Source organism: Arthrobacter sp. 2MCAF14, from assembly GCF_052115645.1.
Lineage (GTDB): Bacteria > Actinomycetota > Actinomycetes > Actinomycetales > Micrococcaceae > Arthrobacter.
The window spans coordinates 15,765-34,738 of record NZ_JBFRHB010000040.1; the positions used below are offsets into that span (position 1 = coordinate 15,765).

General features: G+C 61.3%; 19 protein-coding genes and 1 pseudogene. 13 read left to right on the plus strand and 7 right to left on the minus strand.

Annotation, left to right across the window (positions count from 1 at the left end; all coding sequences use genetic code 11):
• Position 1: 1 nt before the first annotated feature.
• From mftB to AB4074_RS20885, 8 genes and pseudogenes are all read left to right on the plus strand, one after another.
• The gene (mftB, locus tag AB4074_RS20850; RefSeq protein ID WP_441415098.1) at positions 2-301 is read left to right on the plus strand and encodes a mycofactocin biosynthesis chaperone MftB; all 300 of its coding nucleotides are present in this window, start codon (positions 2-4) and stop codon (positions 299-301) included.
• Positions 294-1,529: a mycofactocin radical SAM maturase gene (gene mftC, locus AB4074_RS20855; protein WP_441415099.1), complete on the plus strand. Its 1,236-nt coding sequence runs from the start codon at positions 294-296 to the stop codon at positions 1,527-1,529. The genes mftB and mftC overlap by 8 nt, the downstream gene beginning before the upstream one ends.
• A gap of 30 nt (positions 1,530-1,559) precedes the next feature.
• Positions 1,560-2,762, plus strand: coding sequence for a pre-mycofactocin synthase MftD (gene mftD / locus AB4074_RS20860; protein ID WP_441415100.1), 1,203 nt, complete (start codon positions 1,560-1,562; stop codon positions 2,760-2,762).
• On the plus strand, positions 2,759-3,490 hold the full coding sequence (mftE, locus tag AB4074_RS20865) for a mycofactocin biosynthesis peptidyl-dipeptidase MftE (protein WP_441415101.1): 732 nt from the start codon (positions 2,759-2,761) through the stop codon (positions 3,488-3,490). The genes mftD and mftE overlap by 4 nt, the downstream gene beginning before the upstream one ends.
• Before the next feature lie 87 nt (positions 3,491-3,577).
• Positions 3,578-3,898, plus strand: a complete 321-nt coding sequence (locus tag AB4074_RS20870; RefSeq protein WP_441415102.1) for a hypothetical protein — start codon at positions 3,578-3,580, stop codon at positions 3,896-3,898.
• 2 nt (positions 3,899-3,900) lie between these two features.
• Positions 3,901-5,307 carry a mycofactocin biosynthesis glycosyltransferase MftF gene (gene mftF / locus AB4074_RS20875; protein ID WP_441415116.1) on the plus strand — a complete coding sequence of 469 codons (1,407 nt, stop codon included), beginning with the start codon at positions 3,901-3,903 and terminating at the stop codon, positions 5,305-5,307.
• Between the two features lie 114 nt (positions 5,308-5,421).
• Positions 5,422-6,993, plus strand: coding sequence for a mycofactocin dehydrogenase MftG (gene mftG / locus AB4074_RS20880; RefSeq protein ID WP_441415103.1), 1,572 nt, complete (start codon positions 5,422-5,424; stop codon positions 6,991-6,993).
• Positions 6,994-7,492: 499 nt separating this feature from the next.
• A pseudogene (locus AB4074_RS20885) lies at positions 7,493-8,326 on the plus strand (ISL3 family transposase).
• Positions 8,327-8,600: 274 nt separating this feature from the next.
• Here AB4074_RS20885 and AB4074_RS20890 read toward each other — a convergent pair.
• The 7 genes from AB4074_RS20890 to AB4074_RS20920 all read right to left on the minus strand — a co-directional run bounded on the left by AB4074_RS20890 (position 8,601) and on the right by AB4074_RS20920 (position 15,574).
• A complete protein-coding gene (locus AB4074_RS20890; RefSeq protein ID WP_441415104.1) occupies positions 8,601-9,059 on the minus strand; it encodes a transposase in 459 nt (152 codons plus the stop codon).
• 251 nt (positions 9,060-9,310) lie between these two features.
• On the minus strand, positions 9,311-10,156 hold the full coding sequence (locus tag AB4074_RS20895) for a mycofactocin-coupled SDR family oxidoreductase (protein WP_441415105.1): 846 nt from the start codon (positions 10,154-10,156) through the stop codon (positions 9,311-9,313).
• 576 nt (positions 10,157-10,732) lie between these two features.
• Positions 10,733-11,041, minus strand: coding sequence for a hypothetical protein (locus tag AB4074_RS20900; protein ID WP_441415106.1), 309 nt, complete (start codon positions 11,039-11,041; stop codon positions 10,733-10,735).
• A 281-nt stretch (positions 11,042-11,322) separates the two neighbouring features.
• Positions 11,323-11,847: a helix-turn-helix domain-containing protein gene (locus AB4074_RS20905; RefSeq protein ID WP_441415107.1), complete on the minus strand. Its 525-nt coding sequence runs from the start codon at positions 11,845-11,847 to the stop codon at positions 11,323-11,325.
• Between the two features lie 224 nt (positions 11,848-12,071).
• Complete coding sequence (locus AB4074_RS20910) at positions 12,072-12,635, minus strand: recombinase family protein (RefSeq protein WP_441415108.1); 564 nt, start codon at positions 12,633-12,635, stop codon at positions 12,072-12,074.
• Positions 12,636-12,832: 197 nt separating this feature from the next.
• The gene (locus AB4074_RS20915; RefSeq protein ID WP_441415109.1) at positions 12,833-14,563 is read right to left on the minus strand and encodes a CocE/NonD family hydrolase; all 1,731 of its coding nucleotides are present in this window, start codon (positions 14,561-14,563) and stop codon (positions 12,833-12,835) included.
• Between the two features lie 264 nt (positions 14,564-14,827).
• A complete protein-coding gene (locus AB4074_RS20920) occupies positions 14,828-15,574 on the minus strand; it encodes an NADPH-dependent F420 reductase (RefSeq protein WP_441415110.1) in 747 nt (248 codons plus the stop codon).
• 100 nt (positions 15,575-15,674) lie between these two features.
• Between AB4074_RS20920 and AB4074_RS20925 the strand changes: the two genes are divergently transcribed.
• The 5 genes from AB4074_RS20925 to AB4074_RS20945 all read left to right on the plus strand — a co-directional run.
• The gene (locus AB4074_RS20925) at positions 15,675-15,944 is read left to right on the plus strand and encodes a hypothetical protein (RefSeq protein ID WP_441415111.1); all 270 of its coding nucleotides are present in this window, start codon (positions 15,675-15,677) and stop codon (positions 15,942-15,944) included.
• 339 nt (positions 15,945-16,283) lie between these two features.
• On the plus strand, positions 16,284-16,445 hold the full coding sequence (locus AB4074_RS20930) for a hypothetical protein (RefSeq protein ID WP_441415112.1): 162 nt from the start codon (positions 16,284-16,286) through the stop codon (positions 16,443-16,445).
• Positions 16,429-17,616, plus strand: a complete 1,188-nt coding sequence (locus AB4074_RS20935; RefSeq protein WP_441415113.1) for an acetyl-CoA C-acetyltransferase — start codon at positions 16,429-16,431, stop codon at positions 17,614-17,616. The genes AB4074_RS20930 and AB4074_RS20935 overlap by 17 nt, the downstream gene beginning before the upstream one ends.
• A gap of 208 nt (positions 17,617-17,824) precedes the next feature.
• Positions 17,825-18,730 (plus strand): hypothetical protein, encoded by a 906-nt coding sequence (locus AB4074_RS20940; protein WP_441415114.1) that lies wholly within the window; start codon positions 17,825-17,827, stop codon positions 18,728-18,730.
• 35 nt (positions 18,731-18,765) lie between these two features.
• A partial coding sequence (locus tag AB4074_RS20945) for a hypothetical protein (protein WP_441415115.1) occupies positions 18,766-18,974 on the plus strand: 209 nt, incomplete at its 3' end.

The following is an 18,974-nucleotide window of genomic DNA, read 5'->3' on the forward strand; positions in this document are numbered from 1 at the left end:
AATGAGCCCAACCAGCACAGACACCATGCTCGATGAGGAGTGGATGCTGTCACCGGCTGTTGCGTTACGGCCGGAACCGTTCGGGGCGATGGCCTATCACTTCGGGAACCGCAAGCTCACGTTCCTTAAAAAGCCGGAGTTCGTCAGGGTGATTCGTTCCCTGGAAGGCAGCGGAACAGTCCGCGACGCGCTGGCGCAGTCAGGTGTCCCCGAAGGCCAATGGCCCGCCTATGTCGGCGCGTTGCGCAGTCTCGCTGCGACCGACATGATCCGCGCCAGCAAAGGAAAGAACAATGACTAACGTCGTCAGCACGCCTGTGGCACGCCCATCAGGAGGGTCCCTGGTGGACCAGTTCGAATTCGGGCTCGACGCCCCGATTTGCCTCACCTGGGAATTGACCTACGCCTGCAATCTGGCCTGCGTTCACTGCCTGTCGTCCTCGGGGCGGCGGGATCCGCGTGAGTTGACCACCGAGCAGTGCGAAGCCGTGATCGATGAACTGCAGCGCATGCAGGTCTTTTACGTCAACATCGGCGGCGGAGAGCCGACCGTCCGCCCGGACTTCTGGCACCTGCTCCAGTACGCAGTCGACCACCAGGTCGGTGTGAAATTCTCCACCAACGGCATCCGCATCGACAAGGAAAAAGCGGCCTTTCTAGCGTCCACACCCTATGTGGACGTCCAGATATCACTCGATGGGGCCACCGCGGAAGTCAACGACTACGTCCGCGGCCCCGGCTCCTACGCCACGGCAATCCGCGCCCTGAAAAACCTCAACGAAGCCGGTTTCAAGGATGCCAAAGTATCGGTCGTGGTTACCCGTCAAAACGTGGGCCAGCTTGATGAATTCAAACGCATCGCCGATGAACACGGTGCCACTCTGCGGCTTACCCGGCTCCGCCCCTCCGGCCGCGGCGCCGATGTTTGGGACGAACTGCACCCGCTGCCCGAACAGCAGCGCCTCATCTACGACTGGCTGATCGCCAACGGAGACAACGTCCTGACCGGAGATTCCTTTTTCCACCTGGCGCCCTTCGGCGAAAGCCTGCCGGGCCTGAATCTGTGCGGCGCCGGCCGGGTCGTTTGCCTGATTGATCCGGTGGGTGATGTCTATGCCTGCCCATTCGCTATCCACGACAACTTCCTGGCCGGCAATGTGTTGAGCGACGGAGGATTCAAGGAGGTCTGGCAGGAATCGGAGCTTTTCAAAGACCTCAGGTCTCCGCAGACGTCAGGGGCGTGCACCAAGTGCGCATTCTTCGACAGCTGCCGCGGCGGCTGCATGGCAGCTAAGTTCTTCACCGGTCTTCCGCTGGACGGCCCTGACCCTGAGTGCGTCCAGGGCTACGGCGAAACGGCCCTGGCCGGAGACCGAAGCCGGCCCCAACCCAGCCAGGACCATTCACGCAAAGCCCTCCCGAAGCGGGCACAGCCTGTCATCGTTCAGCTCAGCCTCACACGGCCGGACCCCGTAGCGCCGCCCGTGTCCGCTTGCGCCGCCAGTCCATTGGCCGGCTTCCAACCGTAGCGAGTTCTACAACAGTTTCGAAAGGCAATAATGTTCAAGAATCCCTGGGCACAGAACCCCTGGTTCGAATCCGTGGCCGAGGCACAGCGCCGGGCCAAAAAACGCCTCCCGGCATCCGTCTATGCCGCCCTGCTTGCCGGCTCGGAACGTGGACTGACGCTGGACGATAACACCGCCGCTTTCGGCGAGCTCGGCTTCGCCCCTCATGTCGTAGGCCATCCCGCAGAACGCAATCTGGCCACCAGCGTGATGGGCCAGCAAATTTCCTTCCCGGTCATGATCTCCCCTACAGGAGTCCAGGCCGTCCACCCCGACGGTGAAGTCGCTGTGGCCCGGGCAGCCGCCGCCCGCGGAACCATCGTTGGCCTGAGCTCCTTCGCCTCAAAGCCGGTAGAGGAGGTCACGGCCGCGAACGACAAGACGTTCTACCAGATGTACTGGACCGGAACCCGGGAACAGATGGTCAACCGCATGGGCCGGGCGCGCGCCGCAGGCACCAAAGGCCTGATCGTCACCACCGATTGGTCCTTCTCTATGGGACGTGACTGGGGCAGCCCCGAGATCCCCGAAAAGGTCAACCTCAAGGCCGCCATCAGACTTGCTCCCGAAGTGGCCCTCAGACCGCGCTGGCTGGCATCCTTCGCCCGCAGCCTGCCCGACCTGACCGCACCCAATCTCGTCCCTGTGGGCGAGAAGGGGCCCACCTTCTTCGGCGCGTACTACGAATGGATGCAAACCCCGCCGCCGACGTGGGAGGACATCGCATGGATCGTCACAGAGTGGGGCGGCCCCGTTATGTTGAAGGGCATCTGCCGCGTCGATGACGCTCTGCGCGCCGTCGATGCAGGTGTCACCGCCATCTCCGTGTCCAACCATGGCGGCAACAACCTGGACAGCACACCGGCCCCGATCCGTGTCCTGCCCTCGATCGCCAACGCGGTGGGCGACCAGGTCGAAATCGTTTTGGACGGCGGCATCCGCCGCGGCAGCGACGTCGTCAAGGCGCTGGCACTGGGCGCCCGCGCGGTCATGATCGGACGCGCCTACCTATGGGGACTTTCCGCCAACGGCCAGGCAGGTGTGGAAAACGTCCTGGACATCCTGCGAGGAGGCATCGACTCTGCCCTTCTTGGACTCAGCGTCCCGTCAGTGCAGGAGCTTCGACCTGAGCACCTTGTTATTCCCCCCGGTTTTGTCCGGGAGTTGGGTGTTCCTGCCACTGTCCGGTCATGACTAACAGCGGGAGCGGGCTGGGCAGGCTTACCTGGCCCGACGTTCCGCGCAGCCCGACGGTGCTGGTCCCCGTCGGCTCTACGGAACAGCACGGCCCCCACCTGCCCTTTAATACAGATACGGTGATAGCAGCCGCCGTTGCCGATGCATTGGCTCTACGGGTTCAAGGGCAGATAGTGGTTGCTCCGGCAGTGACTTATGGCTCCAGCGGCGAACACCAGTCCTTCGCAGGTACCGTGTCCATCGGATCCGAGGTTTTGCACCTGCTGATCGTTGAGCTTGTCCGCTCGCTGTCGACCTGGGCTTGTCGCATCGTCCTCGTTAACGCCCACGGCGGGAATATCCCGGCCCTGTCAAAGGCGGTGCTCCAGCTACAAGCAGAGCAGCACAGCGTCGCATGGCTGCCCTGTCTTGTCCCGGGCGCTGACCTGCACGCCGGCAGGACCGAGACGTCGCTGATGCTTCACCTCAACCCGGAAGCGGTCCGAATGGAACGTTCCGCAGCAGGCGAGTTGCGTCCCCTCGAAGAGCTGATGCCGGAGATGCTTGCCAGCGGCGTCGCCGCCGTCTCTCCCTCCGGCGTTCTGGGCGATCCAACTGGGGCGAACGCCTACGAGGGCGCCCGGATACTTGATTTGATGGTGGAGGACGCTGCACACCGAATTGCCGGGGGCACGCGTGCCCTGAACGGAATGCTTGCGTCCAATGGGCAGCAGCAGCGAGTCTGACTCCAGCCAGGGCCGCCTGAAACCCCTTCCCAAATTGCATCGCCTCGACCATTGTCATGCTGCTGGTTGCTGAAGAAAGGAATCCCCGTGTCGACTGAGCGGATGCCCACCGACCTCATTCCCCAGGACTCCGCGGATTGGGCGACGCTTGCTCGGCAATTCGTGGAAGTTCGCCGCGATAGGGAAGTTCACCGACGGGGTTACGTTGATGACGTGATGCCTGACGGGTCCGGTCTGTGGATGGCAGTAGATGGTGTCCAGGCCAGGGAGCTCATCTGGCGGGAGCAAGGCTTCACAGTGGCCCACCTGTACGGCTCTCCTGACGGCGTCCAACCTCAGCTGGAAACCGTATCGAGTTACATAGCCGAGGGCCAGGAAGAGGTCAGTATCGTGGGTGGCCGACCGTGACGGTGCGGCGATCCGATCTCCCCATTGGTTTTACCGTAAGGCTGAACCGACGGGTGAAAATCGCCGACAGGGGGAGGGAACTTGTCGGGGGATCCCCGACACGGGTTCTTTACCTTACGGAGCTTGCCAGCAAAATGGTTCAGGACAGGACGCTAGTCGTGACAGACACTCCTACTGCCTTGTTGGTGGACAGGCTATTGGAGAGCGGGATGGCCGATCCCGTGCTCGAATCGTTGCCTGGCCTTGACCTTTCGTCGGTAACGGTTGTCATACCAGCCTTCGGACGCCCCATCGCCTTGGCCAGGTTGCTGACGAGCATTGGAGAGCACCAAAAGGTTATCGTCGTCGACGACTGTTCCCCTGACCCTGCGGCAATCCGGGAAGTTGTAGAAAGACACGGCGCACGCCTGGTGCGCCTGCCGTCCAACAGTGGCCCGGCAGAGGCTCGCAATGAGGGCCTGAAGCACGTAACCACGCGATACGTGGCCTTCGCCGATTCCGACATTGTGCTCAATCCGGACACCATTCCACTCCTCCTGAAGCACTTTAATGACCGGAACGTTGCTCTGGTCGGCCCCAGGGTACTTGGCTTGGACGACGGAAACGGCATGAACTGGATCGAACGGTACGAAGAGGCACGGTCCTCCCTGGATCTGGGAATCTTCCCGGCTACAGTCCGGCCCCGGTCCCCAGTGTCGTGGCTGCCAGGGGCATTTATGCTGGCCAGAACCGATGACCTGGGCGAAGGATTCACCTCCGGAAGCCGTGTAGGAGAGGACGTCGACCTCGTTTGGCGCCTGGTTGAACAGGGATGGCGGGTCCGCTTCGAACCCGAGGCAAAAGTGTGGCACGAGCACCGGCAAACCATAGGAGAATGGCTGTCCCGAAAGACGTTCTACGGAACCTCGGCTCACGCCCTTTCTCTTCGGCACCCGGAAGCAATCGCACCAGCAGTCTTCGCACCCTGGTCTGTCGCCGTTGTCGCCGCCATCCTGTGCCAGCGCACGTGGTCGGTTCCGGCAGCAGGAGTGATTGCTGCCTTTGCTGCGCGGCAGATCTCCAAGAAACTCGGCAGAAGCTCGCATCCGGTCCGACTTGCTGCCAGTCTGACTGCGCGCGGAGCACTGGCAGCACAAACACAGACCATGGCCCTCTTTGTCCGCCACTGGTGGCCTCTGGCCATCACGGCGAGCATTTTCTCCCGTAGGTTGCGCCGCGCCCTCATTGTGGCTTGCGTCGTGGACGCGTTATGGGAGTACCGCCGCACCCGCCCCCAACTCGATCTGTTTCGGTTTGCCCTCGCGCGTCGCCTCGACGACCTGGCATACGGGACCGGCGTCTGGTCCAGCGCACTGAGAGGCCGCTCCCTCCGGTGCCTGCTGCCCGACATCCGAAAAAACCCCAACTGACCTCTAGCCAAGCTTGGGCACATCCAGTCAGGGCGCCCTGCAAGCTGCCATAGAAACGAACAGCACCACATGGATGCGCCAAGGAGATGACATGCACACAGAAAAGAGCACCACATGAGATACGACGTCATCGTGGTCGGAGCTGGAGCCGCAGGAGCTCCCTTGGCGGCCCGATTAACTGAAGACCCGAAACGAACCGTGCTGCTGCTCGAAGCAGGTCCAGTGCCGGCCAGCACGGAGGACTTCCCGCCGGAGCTGCTCAACGCCGGGACCGTGCAAGGAGCCATGCCTGATCATCCCCATAACTGGTCATTCATGGGTTACCTGACGCCGGACCTGCCCTACTCCATCACCCGGGGCCGCATCCTGGGCGGATCAACCGCGATCAGCGGAACCTACTTCATCCGAGCGCCGAAACAAGACTTTGACCGCTGGTCCTCCGGAGGAAATGAGGAATGGGGATGGGACAAAGTCCTGCCCTTTTACAAAAAACTGGAGAATGACCTTCAATACGGTGAGAGCGATATGCACGGAGGCTCTGGTCCAATGACCGTATCCCGCCCGCTGCAAGACCACCCCGTGACGAAAGCCTTTGGACGGGCCGTCAAAGAACTGGGCTTCCCGGCGGAACGGGACAAGAACAGCGAAGATGGACCCGGTTACGGACCTATGCCCTCAAACAGCGTCAGTGGGCTGCGGATCAACACCGGTATGGCTTACATCACCCCCGTACGCGACCGCCAGAACCTGACAGTGGAGGGAAACTCGTACGTGCGCCGAGTGCTGTTCAAGGGTAGCCAAGCGATAGGCGTAGAAGTCCTCCGCGCCGGGGCGATCACCACCCTCGAAGCAAACGAAGTCGTTCTCTCTGCCGGCGCCGTGAAGACGCCCCACATCCTACTTCTGTCCGGGCTAGGCCCCGAAAACGAACTGAATAGATTCCACATACCGGTGATCAAAAACCTGCCTGGCGTCGGCAAAAACTTCAGCGACCACCCTAACCTCGCCATTACCTGGAGATCCAAGGTTCCGTTAGTCGACTACCGCACGGCACAATCAATGGCCGGTGTCCTCAATTTCACCGCCAGAGGTTCAACCTGTCCGGGCGATCTGGAAATACTCCCCCTTCTCAAACCCATAGACTACCTCCTGACAGGAAGCCAGCCACATGCAGCGCATGGATCCCAAAAGCCTACCCAAGTCCTTCACCCAGGAGACCTTGCCTTCCTCGTATCACTTCAATCAACGACATCACGCGGTCAAATAACCCTGAAATCAGCAGACCCTGAAGTGCAGCCTCGAATCGACTTCGACTACCTCTCCGCAGAAACTGACCTCAGACGGATGCGCGAGGCCGTCCGAACCGCCGTCTGCCTGCTGCGGTCCAAGGCCTTCAGCCCGATTTTCCAGGACCTGACGGAGCTAACGGAGCCGATCCTTCAGAGCGACACCCTACTCAATAGTTGGATGCGCTCCCGTCTGGGGACAGCCATCCATCTTTGCGGCAGCGCGAAGTTTGGATCCCCCAACAACCCCGACTCCGTCGTGGACCAATACGGCCGCGTTCACGGCGTGACGGCGCTCCGCGTGGCCGACACATCCATTCTCCCGACGGCACCCACCCGCGGCCCCGCCGCCACCGCAGTACTTATCGGTGAACGCATGGCAGAATTCATCCGGGGTTGAGACGAGGCAGGAGTCAACATCAGCTCGTCAGCACATGAGCCGCATCACCGGACGATGGGGAGATGGAGGCATAGGCGTCTCAATGGCAGGTAGTTTGCGCCCATGGACGCCCAGCGGGGGCTCGGAACGGTCAAGAGTGTACGGACCATGTGACATATTTCGTTCGCCGGGAGCAGGCGCCCCGCGCCGACGCCCCTGGCAGGCTAGCGATCCTCAGCCCCGGAAGTAGTTGTTACTGCGTGAGATGTTGGTGGTGGAGCAGGAGCTCGTGTCTGTAGTGAAGACCAATCCGATGAGATGCATCTAATCCGGCGAGGTCAAATGCATTTTCGACGCAGGTGCCTCGATCGGGAGGTTGATCGGAGCTTCGTGTGAGCCAGCCGGTGGATTCCGAAACCGGAAATCCACGCCCCGTTCGCGGAGTCGGTCTGCGAGTTCCGCGATGGAGTACTGGGCCTAAGTTGACGGAACGAGATGTCTCCATGGCTGAGGCTTTGGCATGGATGTGAACCCACTTCTCGTACTTTCATCGGGACTCGGCAAGGAGAACCCATTTCCTAGCCTCACGGACCGGATCCCGGAATTGCGCGAGCGCGCAGTGAGCTTTCAGGACCCGTCAACGAAGGCGTGGACACGGTTCGAGCGGTGGATGACAACCATCGTGAACTTGGCAACCGGGCAGGTCCTTGGCGTGGTCGACGGCCGTGACCACAAGGGCGTCGGGGACTGGCTGTTCGCCCGACCGCTGGAATGGCGCTTGGCCGTGCAGGTCGTGGCATTCGACCCTTCCGCGGCGTTCAGGATATGGCTTCCACGGACGGCAGTCGCGGTTGATCATTTCCACCTGATCTCGCTTGCCAACCAGGCCATGACCGAGACCCGGCAGAACCTCTCTCAACAGGTCAAGGGCCGGCGCGGCCGGGCCGTCGACAAGGCCTGGGCGCACCGCATGCTCCTGCTGCGCGGCGGCGGCACACTTAGCTGCCGGGCCGCCGTCCGACTCAAGGAAGTGTTCGCCGTGGACGATCCAACGGGCATCCTCTAGCCCGTTTGGAAGGTCATTGAACAGCTCCGGGCCCTGTTGCGGACCGGCTCCCTGGAAGACGCTGCGGCGGACAAGAAGGTACTCGAGGAGCTGGTCAAGGCAGCCGCACGGCCGGAAACGAACAGGCTCTACCGCACCGTTTGCAGATGGTGGAAAGAGATCGACGTGCTGATCATCGCCGGTGCCACGACGGGCAAGGTCGAGGCCATCAACATGGCGATCAAGAACATCAAGCGAGCCGCCCGCCGGTACCGCAACGCCGCCAGTTACAAATCGGTTATTCTCTGAGAAGTGCCCGTCAGGACGGCGGCATGACGCTCATTCCAGGGATCCATTTCCCCACGAACCGTGAAGAGATTCCCTAGCGAGTCAAGCCTTTTTTGGCTCTGGACGACAGGCAGGGTTGAGTGCACCGTCACCTGTGTTCTGCAGGTGACGGTCGGGTGCTATCCATCCGGGAAGGACGATCGGCGGGGGGCTGTTGACGCCCGGGCTGGTGGTGGCCCGGGAGAGCGCCTGTGGTCTCAGACCGCTTGCCGAACGGTATCGATGGTGATGCTGGCTACCTTGTCAGGCGTGCCCGTTTCGCTTCGATCGTGTGGGACCGGGACTGGGTGCGCTGTTTGGGAGTGACGTTGTAGCGGGAGGCGATGAGCTCCTTCGCGGCCCGTTTGGTGACCGGCTGCCCCTCGAGGTCACGCAGCTCATACATTTGCCCAGTGGTCAGGGTTTTCCAGGTCCTTTCGGCCAGTTTCCTGGCGACGGCGATGGTGGCCTGGGTGTGGCAGTGGCCGTGTTCGGTCATGGGCCGGTGGTAGAACGCAGCCAGCTGAGGGTCCATGGTCCGGGCGACGCTGCCGGCTTGGTAGAAGGCCAGACGCAGAGGCGCCGGTTCTTCTTTACTGATGGCCCTGCGGGGCTGGTTCATCGTTCCGGAGGACCAGTTCGAGGGGGTAATGCCGGCATAGTTGGCTGACCACCCCGGCCCCTCCCAAGGCCACCGTAAACGACGACCACCCACCTCAACAGGGGGTGCCTAAGGGATACAAGCCGGTAATCCGCGCGCTCGGCTGGGCTCGTCCGGGAGCCACGGGCCCTCATCGAAGGCCCCGGCGCGTTGCGGCGACCGCGTCGTCGATGTCTTCCCGCGACGCGGCGGGGAAACATCCAACCCGCTCTTCCGAGCGCGGTGAAATCACTTCAAAGGATCGGTCGGACTTTGCGGCGCGCCAGCCACGTCAATGAAGAAGGAGTCGTGCTCAACCGTCTGCATCAGTAGCCCTTCTTGACGGTGTTGCCGGCGTCCACCGGCAGCGCGACCCCGGTGATGAACTTGGCGTTATCGGAAGACAACCATACGACCGCATCTGACACGTCGTTCGATTCGATCCAGGGCAGGTCCGGGAGGGCGTTGAGAGAGGCGAACGCACCGCGAACGTCGTCGACGCCGGGGTTCTCGATGTGCGGCGCGAACATGTCGAACAGCGCCTGGTTCATGATCATGGGCGTGTTGACGTTGGTGGGACACACGGCGTTGACGCGGATGTTGTGCGGGCCGAGATCCTGCGCGAGGCCCTTCATGAGCCCGATCACGCCGTGTTTCGACGCCGAGTAGGCAGCGGTGTTTTGGTACGCAATGATCCCAGCCGTCGAGCTTGTCATGATGATGGATCCGCCTCGACCCCGCTCAATCATGGACGGCATCGTCGCCCGGGTGGTGTTGAAAACACCAGTGAGGTTGATGTCAATCACCTCGCGCCAGTTCTCCTCCGTCACCTCCCAGGAGACCGCTCCGGACCCGATTCCGGCGTTGGCGATGACGATGTCGATGTGGCCGAACGTGTCAAGGCCCTCATCGACGACCTTCTGCACCTGGGCGAGCTCGCGCACGTCACCGACTCTGGCCACGATCCGGCGGCCGAGGCCCTCGACGAGCCGCACCGTCTCGTCGAGGTCGGCCCGGGTCGCCAGATCGTACTTGACCGTCGCGACGTCCTGGGAGCAGATGTCGAGAGCGATGATGTCAGCCCCCTCCTGCGCCAGACGGATGGCGTGCGAGCGGCCCTGGCTGCGAGCAGCCCCCGTAACGAAGGCCACCTTGTTTTCGAGCAATCCCATGTCTCTCCTTTGAGTTTCTTCTCATGATCCGCGTCACGCCCGGCGCCGCTGATTACGTTCGCACGCTCGCCGAACGGGTTCAATCGTTCGTATTCTGGAATCGTAGTCAGAAATGGTGCAAAGTGCAACGAAGTGGCGATGGCATCGCTGTCAATAGCCCTTTCGGCCGCAGTGGATCAAATTCAAATGACGCGCCAGAATCATGAAGGAATGCAAATCTACTTCCGGCCTGCGGAAACACCGGATTCTCCCAGAATCGGGAGAATCAAGGGCTGAACCACACTTCAGATCACACCCTGAAACACCGATAACAGTGATTCCGTCAAGTAGCGTCTCCGGCAGCTGAGTCGGAAAAACTTCAAATCGGGAGGGCGGATGCGGTGGCCCACGGCGGTGCCGGCCCGCCGGGGCTTTGCTCTGGCACCGGGGGTCAAATCGGTGACATGATCTGTCTTAAGCTGCGAATCGTGACGGGATGTGCGCTCGCGGTCAATGGGCGAAGAACGGCTGTGGCCAATTGTCCAAAGCGCCTTGGACAATTCGAGTCTGGCTTGTTGGGTCGGGTCTGTCAGTTCGCTAGAGGAGCTCCCGAATTAGTGCCGTGGCCGCGTCCATGCCGCACAGCTTGTTCAAGGTATCTAGGATGTCCTCTGGGGAGGACGCTGTACCGTTCCGCCCTGACCGGGTGGACATGGCCATGACGGCATGGAGACCCAGATCTGGCCTCATGGAGACCGTGTCAAAGGCAAAGTCCTTCGCACTCACTACCTGGATGCCAGCAGGGATTTTTTCTTCAGGGAAGTCGCGGTAATTTTCGGTTACGATGCTGCCAGCACCGCCCACAACTGCTGCAGCCAACACATGTTCGTCGTCGGGATCAGGCAACCGTAGGCCCCCTCGAGCCCTTCCCAATTCGTGACGATCGCGTCTCCGAGCTGGAACGCATCCGGTCGACCAGGTGCAAGGCCTTTTCCCTCGCTTCTTCCACGCTGTCCCCTCGCTCGACACGCTTAATCTCTTCGTTTGCCTCGGCCTCCATGAGGATGGACTCGCTAAAGATGAAGCGGTAAGCCCCCTCGAATGCCAGAGATAACAGAAAATCGCGTTGCGTACTGGGCCAGAGGACACAGCTGTCAAGGAGGGCGGTGAACATGACTCCTATGGTGTCATTCCTTGTGCTGTCGGCGGCGCTCCGCCGCCACAGCACGGGCCTTCTTCATCCTGTTGATCGCTGCTTCGGGGTTTACATCGTCAATAGCTCCCAAGGAATCCAAGGCTTCGTATTGCTCCGCCTTTCGGACTTCCTTGAAAGCTAGGACGTCTTCAAGCTTGATGCGCCGGTGAGTACCAGGCTTTTCGAAGGGGATCTTTCCGCTATCGAGGAGGCGAACGAGCGTCGGGCGCGTAACGCCCAACAGCTCTGCCGCCTGCTGAGTGGTCAAAGTCATGGAACTGGGTGTGATGGTAATGGCCAGGCCCTTACGCATTGCTTCCACGGTTTTAACGAGCACTTCATAGATTTCGTGGGGGATCTCAACCTGGTCGCCGGCTTCAGCACCGGAAAGAAAGAACTGAGGAGAAGGTTGCGAGCCGTTCTTCTCGGCATGGGCCTCCATGAAGTTGTAGRTCTTTCCAGAGTGAGGCGCCTCTGGTGCGAGGAAGGTTTCCTTGGTCGCTGTACTCGTAGCCATGGTTTGCTCGCTTATCCGTTTTCTGCGAAATTATCGTTTTGTTCGTTTTCACTGATAGTAGTCCCTAAAGCGGAGGGAAGCTAGTCGTCGGGCCAACGAGCCCGGCTTCGAAAACAGGGATGAAACCCGTCTCCTCCTCTACATCTAATCGTCATGTTCTGACGCCGGTAGTGGACGTTCCGTAAGCTGTGACAGCAGCAGTGACTTGGCAGGGGAGGGACCCCCTACAAGTTGGCTTGGCGCAGATACTGGTAGACCGTCTCCCTGCTGATCCCGTAATCGCGGGCAAGGACGACCTTTGAAATGCCGCTGCCGGCCCGCTGGACCAGCTCGGCCGCGAGCTCCGGAGTCAGGATCTTCTTCCGTCCTTTGTAGACGCCGCGCTGCTTGGCCAGGGCGATCCCTTCCTTCTGGCGTTCCCTGATGAGGGAACGTTCGAACTCGGCGAAGGCTCCCATGACGGAGAGCATTAGGTTGGCCATGGGGGAGTCCTCGCCGGTGAAAACCAGACTCTCCTTGACGAACTCCACCCGGACGCCTTTGCGGGTGAGTCCTTGGACGAGGGCACGAAGGTCATCGAGGTTGCGCGCGAGCCGGTCCATGCTGTGCACCACCACGGTGTCGCCGTCGCGGGCGAATAGCAACAACTCGGTCAGTTCCGGCCTGGACGTGTCCCGGCCGGATGCCTTGTCCGTGAACACGCGGTCCAGCACTTGGCCTTCGAGCTGGCGCTTCTCGTTCTGGTCCAGCGTGCTCACGCGTACATACCCGATCCGCTGTCCGGCCACCGATTGCCTCCAACCCTGAACCCGTCAGGTTGAGTTCTAGGCTCGTCTTAGAAAGAAGTCAAGACTAGCCACGAAATTTGTCAGGTTGGAGTGTGCCCTAATCGGACGACGAGTTCTTCCCATGCGCCCACGTGCTCCGGATTATCCGGGTCCGACTACCTGGCAGTTCGGTGCGAACGGTCGGCTCGCCGGTTGTTTTATCGAGTGATGACGGGGAGGATGAGCCGGCTGGGGTGTTCGGGTCCGTGCATGATGCGGTTGGTCGCGACGACCGCCTCGTCGATCGACTCCTGGGCGATGAAACCTCCGGTGTTCGTGTTTTGGTCGTAGCGAGGGAAGTTGCTGCTGGAGATGTCGAGCCGTATGCGATGTCCGGGTAGGAACACGTTGGAGGTCACAGCCATCGGTACGGTAACCTCGTACACTTCACCAGGGGTCAGGGGTGCGGGGTTCGATAGGTCGTTACGGTAGCGCAGGCGCAGGACGCCGTCGCAGAGGTTGATCGCCCGGCCGTCCGGGAAGACGTCGACGAGCTTTGCGGTGATGTCGGTGTCCACGGCGTTGGAAGAGACGAAGACCTTGAGCTCAACGTGCCCTGTAACCTCAATGGGCTGGTCGAGGACGGGTCCCGTGTAGCAGAGGACATCGGGGCGGCCGTCTACCACCTTCTGATCGACTGGCCCGACCACTCCGGGAACGGACGGTAGAAGGGCGCCGCCGGCGGTGGGCACCGGATCGCGGGGGTCGTACCGGAACTCGTCGTGGGCCTTCGTCGAGGACGGCCCGGGCTGGAGTGTGCCATCACCGTGCCGGGTGTTGGACGACCCGCCGCTGTGCAGGTGGTAGTCGGTGTAGGACGTGTCGGGTAGGGGCCAGTCCTGCTCGTCCCGCCACTGGTCAATGCCCATGACGAAGATCCGTACCCTGGGGGCGGGGGAGTCGGGTGTCAGGCCACGTAGCGTCTGGTCGAAGAAGGCGATGTGCGCCTCTGTGGCATCCCCGGCGCCAAGGATCCCGAAGTGCCGATCTGCAAATTGCCCGGTCATGTTCCCGTGTTCCCATGGGCCAATTATCAGGCGGGAGTCCTCGCGTGCCGTCTCGGACGCCCCCTGGGTGCGGACCCGGATGAAGTCGGCGACCGTCCCGTTTATCTTGAGGTCGTACCAGCCGCCGGTGGCCAGCACCGGAACCTCCACTGAATTGACCATGGGGGACCAGTCCTGATCTGCCCAGTACCTGTCGAAGTCGGGGTGGCCCAACCAATCGTCGAACCACCGTCCCTTTCCGATCACGGGCAAATCGGCGACGGGCGTGGCATCGTTGAGCGAAAGCGGGTTCAGGAGTGAGCCGCCGAGCCGCATCAACGCGCTAGGGTCAGTCGTCTTGCCGCCTGCCAGGTCCCGCTGTTCCTCGGCGGCATACATGATGGCATTCCACCAGGTGACAAGGCTCAAAGACAGGGCCCCACCCTTTGAGTACCAGAGCTCTGAGTGCCAGTCCGAGGCTGCTGTCGTCGGAGCGATGGCCTTCAGGCCGGGCGTCTCCTTGATCGCCAGGGCCCACTGGGTCATCCCCATGTACGAGGCCCCGTACATACCGACCATACCGTTTGACCAGTCCTGCCTGGTGATCCACGCTACCGTGTCCTGACCATCAGCAATTTCGTTAATCTTAGGCTCGAACTCACCCTCAGAACCGTAGGTGCCGCGCGCGTCCTGAATGACCACCGCGAACCCGGCGTTCACAAGTGCCATCAGGGCGGGCATTGACGTTCCCGGCCCGCCGTAAATAAAAGGCGTGCGCTTGTTGTACGGCGTCCGCATGAGCAGCGTCGGCGCCGTTCCCTCGAACGGGCGCCAGATGTCAGCAACCAGTGTCACTCCGTCCCGCATTGCCATGGTGACGTTGGGCTCATATAAATTCTTCATAAGTCTCTCCTTTGAGAACTCGAACGGTTAGGGGCCGGCTGGTGTTAGCGCCGCGTCTTTTCGGGTGGAACTAAGTGCTGCGGAATGCTGACGAACAAAGCGCCAGGCCGGATCCATCCGAAAATCGGACACACCTCAAACAGCGCCATCGCGATTCGAGTGTGCACTGATCCAATCAATCCATCGGAGATGCCGCGTCAGGCAGCAGGCCGGCGCTGGTCCTGGCAACTCGCGGATGGCGTCAGTTCAAGAGGCCACCGCGCCTTACGTGTTGAAGACGCGGTGCAGTTGAACCATGTAGTCCTCACCTCTCACGGAGGTAGGGTCGTTCAAAATTTCACGGTTCACCTGGATCATCAGGTCGCGTCGAAGGATAGACCGCGATTTGTCGGCTGCTGCAAGGGCCTCCGCGACCTTCTCCTTGGTGAAGTCCGTGCAGTAGACAGGTGTGCCTGGCTGCTGGCGCCACGATTGCTCGAGTTGGCCCGCGTCGAGGGCATCGAACCCTGTCTCCTCGACCAGCGACATGGTCAAGGCACGCTGAGCGTCGCTGTCGCCGGCGACGGGAATTGCAAGACGGTCTGGGTGACCCACCGGCGTTGCTTTGGAGTCGAACGAGCCAGTGTTGATGGCATTCCATGCCTTGTTCACCTTGCGGCCAAACTGCTCGCTGACCCAGAGACTCTGCACCTGCCCCTCGTCGACCGCGGCGATGTTTCCGTCGCGATGGGGGTAGTAGTTCGAGGTGTCGATGACCACTGCATCGTCGGGAAGCTGTTCGATCAGCGGCCTGAGGTCAGGTATCCGCGCAAAGGGGACCGAGGTGATGAGGACGTCAACTCCGTCGACGACCTCGCTCGCTGTGACCGCCGTTGCGCCGCTGTTCAGCGCGTTGGCCGGCACCGTTTCGGGGCCACGGGAGTTGGCGACCTTGACCTGGTGACCCGCCGCGGCGAGACGGTGGGCCAGCGTCGTGCCGATGTTGCCGGCACCGAGAATTCCTATACGCACTTTTTTCTCCTTGCTAGTGATCACTCTGATGAGAGATACCGATTACGACGCGGATCGACGCCGCAAAATTATTTTGTGAAGAGCCAAAATCATCCGGAAGGTGAACTCGTCGCGCCACAGAAGATATGAGCGCCACTACCGCGCTGGCCAGCAGCCCACCCTCGTCACAGGGGTCTCCGTGTTCACGAATGCGCCGATCTCCTCCAACCCTTCCTGCCCTTCAGGCAGGAACGACGAAAACAGCGTCCAGAAGTGCGCCAATGCCGTCGCACTCGCGGTGTTCGACGTCCAGGTCGCGGCTGTCGATGCGGATCGGGTAGACCGCACCCAGTTGCTGATTGCATGCTTGTCAGCCAACCGCTGCATGTAGTAGTTCCGACCCTGCCTCGATGTGGGGTCTAGCGTTGACATTGATGACGTCCAGCGTCATGGTCCGACTCCTTGTGGTTCTGTACCTTCTATCGGCCCCCGGTCCTGGAAAAAGTGCACTCGCGATCGCTGTACACGAAAGACGACGTCTTGATCCATGAGCTTTTTTATTTGGTTGTGCTTCGTTGTTGAGTTCCGGTGTGTCTGACTTGATTCCAGGGGCGCTATAGAAAATCGTGGAATCGCATCCACGGAGTTACGGTATCGTATCCAGAAGCGGAAATCGAGCTATCTGAATTGTGGGCTCGACCGACGCCTGCCGCCTCCCCGCCTGGTAATCATGGATTCACTGGAAGGCAAGATCCTCTCGGCCGAGGCGGCACCAGAGCTTGGCCTGGTTGATGCGGCACTCCTGGAACGCGGCTTCATGGCCGCGTCGCTGGGTTTCGCCGCACGCGTTCTCGCTACCCGTTCAAGGAGAAAAAATGAATCGCAGTACTGATGTTGTCATCGTCGGGGCCGCTCGAACACCACAGGGCAGGCTGATGGGCCAGCTCGCTGCATTGTCCGCTGTTGAACTCGGCGGCGCCGCGATCGCAGGGGCGCTGGACAAGGCGAAGATCCGTCCTGACGCCGTTGACGCGGTCATCATGGGACATGTCCTTCAGGCGGGAGCCGGACAGAACCCTGCCCGGCAGGCTGCCGTGGCAGGAGGCATCCCGATGAGCGCTCACGCGGTAACCGTCAACAAGGTCTGCCTCTCCGGGCTGAGCGCCATCATCGATGCTAGCCGGATGCTGCGGCTGGGAGAAGTTAAAGTGGTAGTCGCCGGCGGCCAGGAGTCCATGAGTAACGCCCCGCACCTGCTGCGGGGTTCCCGCGTCGGGCACCTTTACGGTGACGCCGCGCTGATCGACTCCGCGGCCCATGACGGCCTCACGGATGCCTTCGACCACGAGGCAATGGGACTGGCGACAGACCGGGTCAATGATGCCTTGAGTATCCTTCGTGCCGATCAGGACCAAACCGCCGCCGACTCCCACCGCCGGGCCGCGGACGCCCAGGCCGCCGGGCTTTTTGACGCCGAGATCGTCCCGGTCAAGGTGTCCCGGCGTGGCGGGGAGGCGGAACTCGTAGGAAGCGACGAGGGCGTGCGCGCCAACAGCACACCTGAATCGCTCGCCGGTCTGCGGCCGGCCTTCTCCCCAACCGGCACGGTTACCGCCGGCAACGCCTCCCCGTTGAACGACGGTGCCGCCGCTGTCGTCCTGACTACCCGCAGCTATGCAGAGAGCCATAGCCTCAGGATCCTTGCGACCGTGGGTGCCCCGGGGCAGTGCGCAGGCCCGGACACCTCTCTGCCAGACAAACCGGCCCGCGCCATCAACAAAGCCCTTGAGACAGCAGGCTGGGCGGTGGAGGACCTGGACTTCGTGGAGATCAACGAGGCTTTTGCCTCCGTGGCCCTGCACTCGGCCGAGCAGCTGGGTCTCACCATGGACAAAGTCAACGTCAACGGTGGAGCGATCGCCCTCGGCCATCCCATCGGCGCATCCGGTGCCCGGGTTGTCGTCTCCGCCGTGCACGAGCTCCTGCGCCGCGGCGCTGGTAAAACAGCCGTGGCACTTTGCGGCGGCGGAGGCCAGGGCGAAGCGCTGCTGCTATCTCGCTGACCTAAGTAGTCCGAGTGCGGACAGCCTGAAAGCGAAGGACATTCCCGCTAATGAGATAGCCCGATAAGAAGCTCTCGATTTTCATTTCTGGGTACGATACCATCGAGTTGGTGGATGCGATTCCATTAATGTCTTGATGGTGCGGCTGGTCGCGTGGTGAGTGACGTGTGGTTGGCGGCCCGGCGTGGGGCGAGCGAAGGGTGGGTGGATGGTGTGGATGATTTCGGATGGTGAGAGGGTTGAGTTCGAGGACACAGGAGCCACGGCCGTCCAGGCGGTGCCGCATATCGCCGAGTCGGCCAGGGAGTTCTACGTTTTTCAGCAGACTCCGTCGATCATCGACTTCCGGGGCAACGGGGCCACCGACGTGGAGTGGTGGACGAGTTTGACCGAGGGCTGGCAGGCCGACCGCCAGATGAACTTCGACATTGTGCTGGAGGGCAAGAGTCTTGATCGCGTCCTGGTCAAGGATCAGTGGAAGCAGGTGTGCGATCGCCCGGATACGCAGTCCATGTCACTGGTAACCGCTGGGAAGGTGGTGGAAGTTTTCGACTACCAGCAGATGCAGCGGATTCGCCGTCGGATCGCAGACATTGTGGTCGATGAGAAGATCGCAGCTGGTCTTATGCCGTACTACGGTCGGTTCTGCAAGAGGCCGTGCTTCAGTGACGATTACCTGCAGGCGTTCAACAGGCTGAAGGAGACGCTGATCGACACCGACGGTCAGGACCCGACAGAATCTCAGAGCACGCCGTCCATGTCGGCGGTTCCGATTATGAGGCGGACTGGCCGGTACGACGTGATCGGGCGTGACGGGGTCACGGTGGACGACAAGTGGGGTGGCGGTGGGCGGGTCGCTTCATGGCCTCTACACCAACGCCTTTCCGAACATGTTCGTCATCGGCAGCCGCCAATCCGCCACGTCTGCAATATTCCGTACCGAATGCACATCCAGGCCCCTCATAAGGTCGAGCCGGCATGGGGCGAACTTCAGAAGTCGCTCCGTGGTGGGTACCGACACGATTCCCACCTTCGAAGCAGAACTCGCCAAGCATGGCTAGTCGTTCCGCAGGCCTTCCGTCATCGATCAGATCTCTTAACTCGATCACGATAGCTCGAACCATACATCTCTACGAGAGGAAGGCGCCCATGGCGTCGACAACTGACGACTGGTCAACAGACATAGCGGAAGTGCGAGACGACGACGTTCTCATTCGCGGTCACCTGCTGACCTCAATGATCGGCAAACGCAGCTTTGGTGAACTCGCATATCTCCTGATCAGCGGTCGATTACCAACCGAAGGTCAGGCCCACGTCCTTGAGGCCATCATGGTCTCGGTCATGGAACATGGCATCTC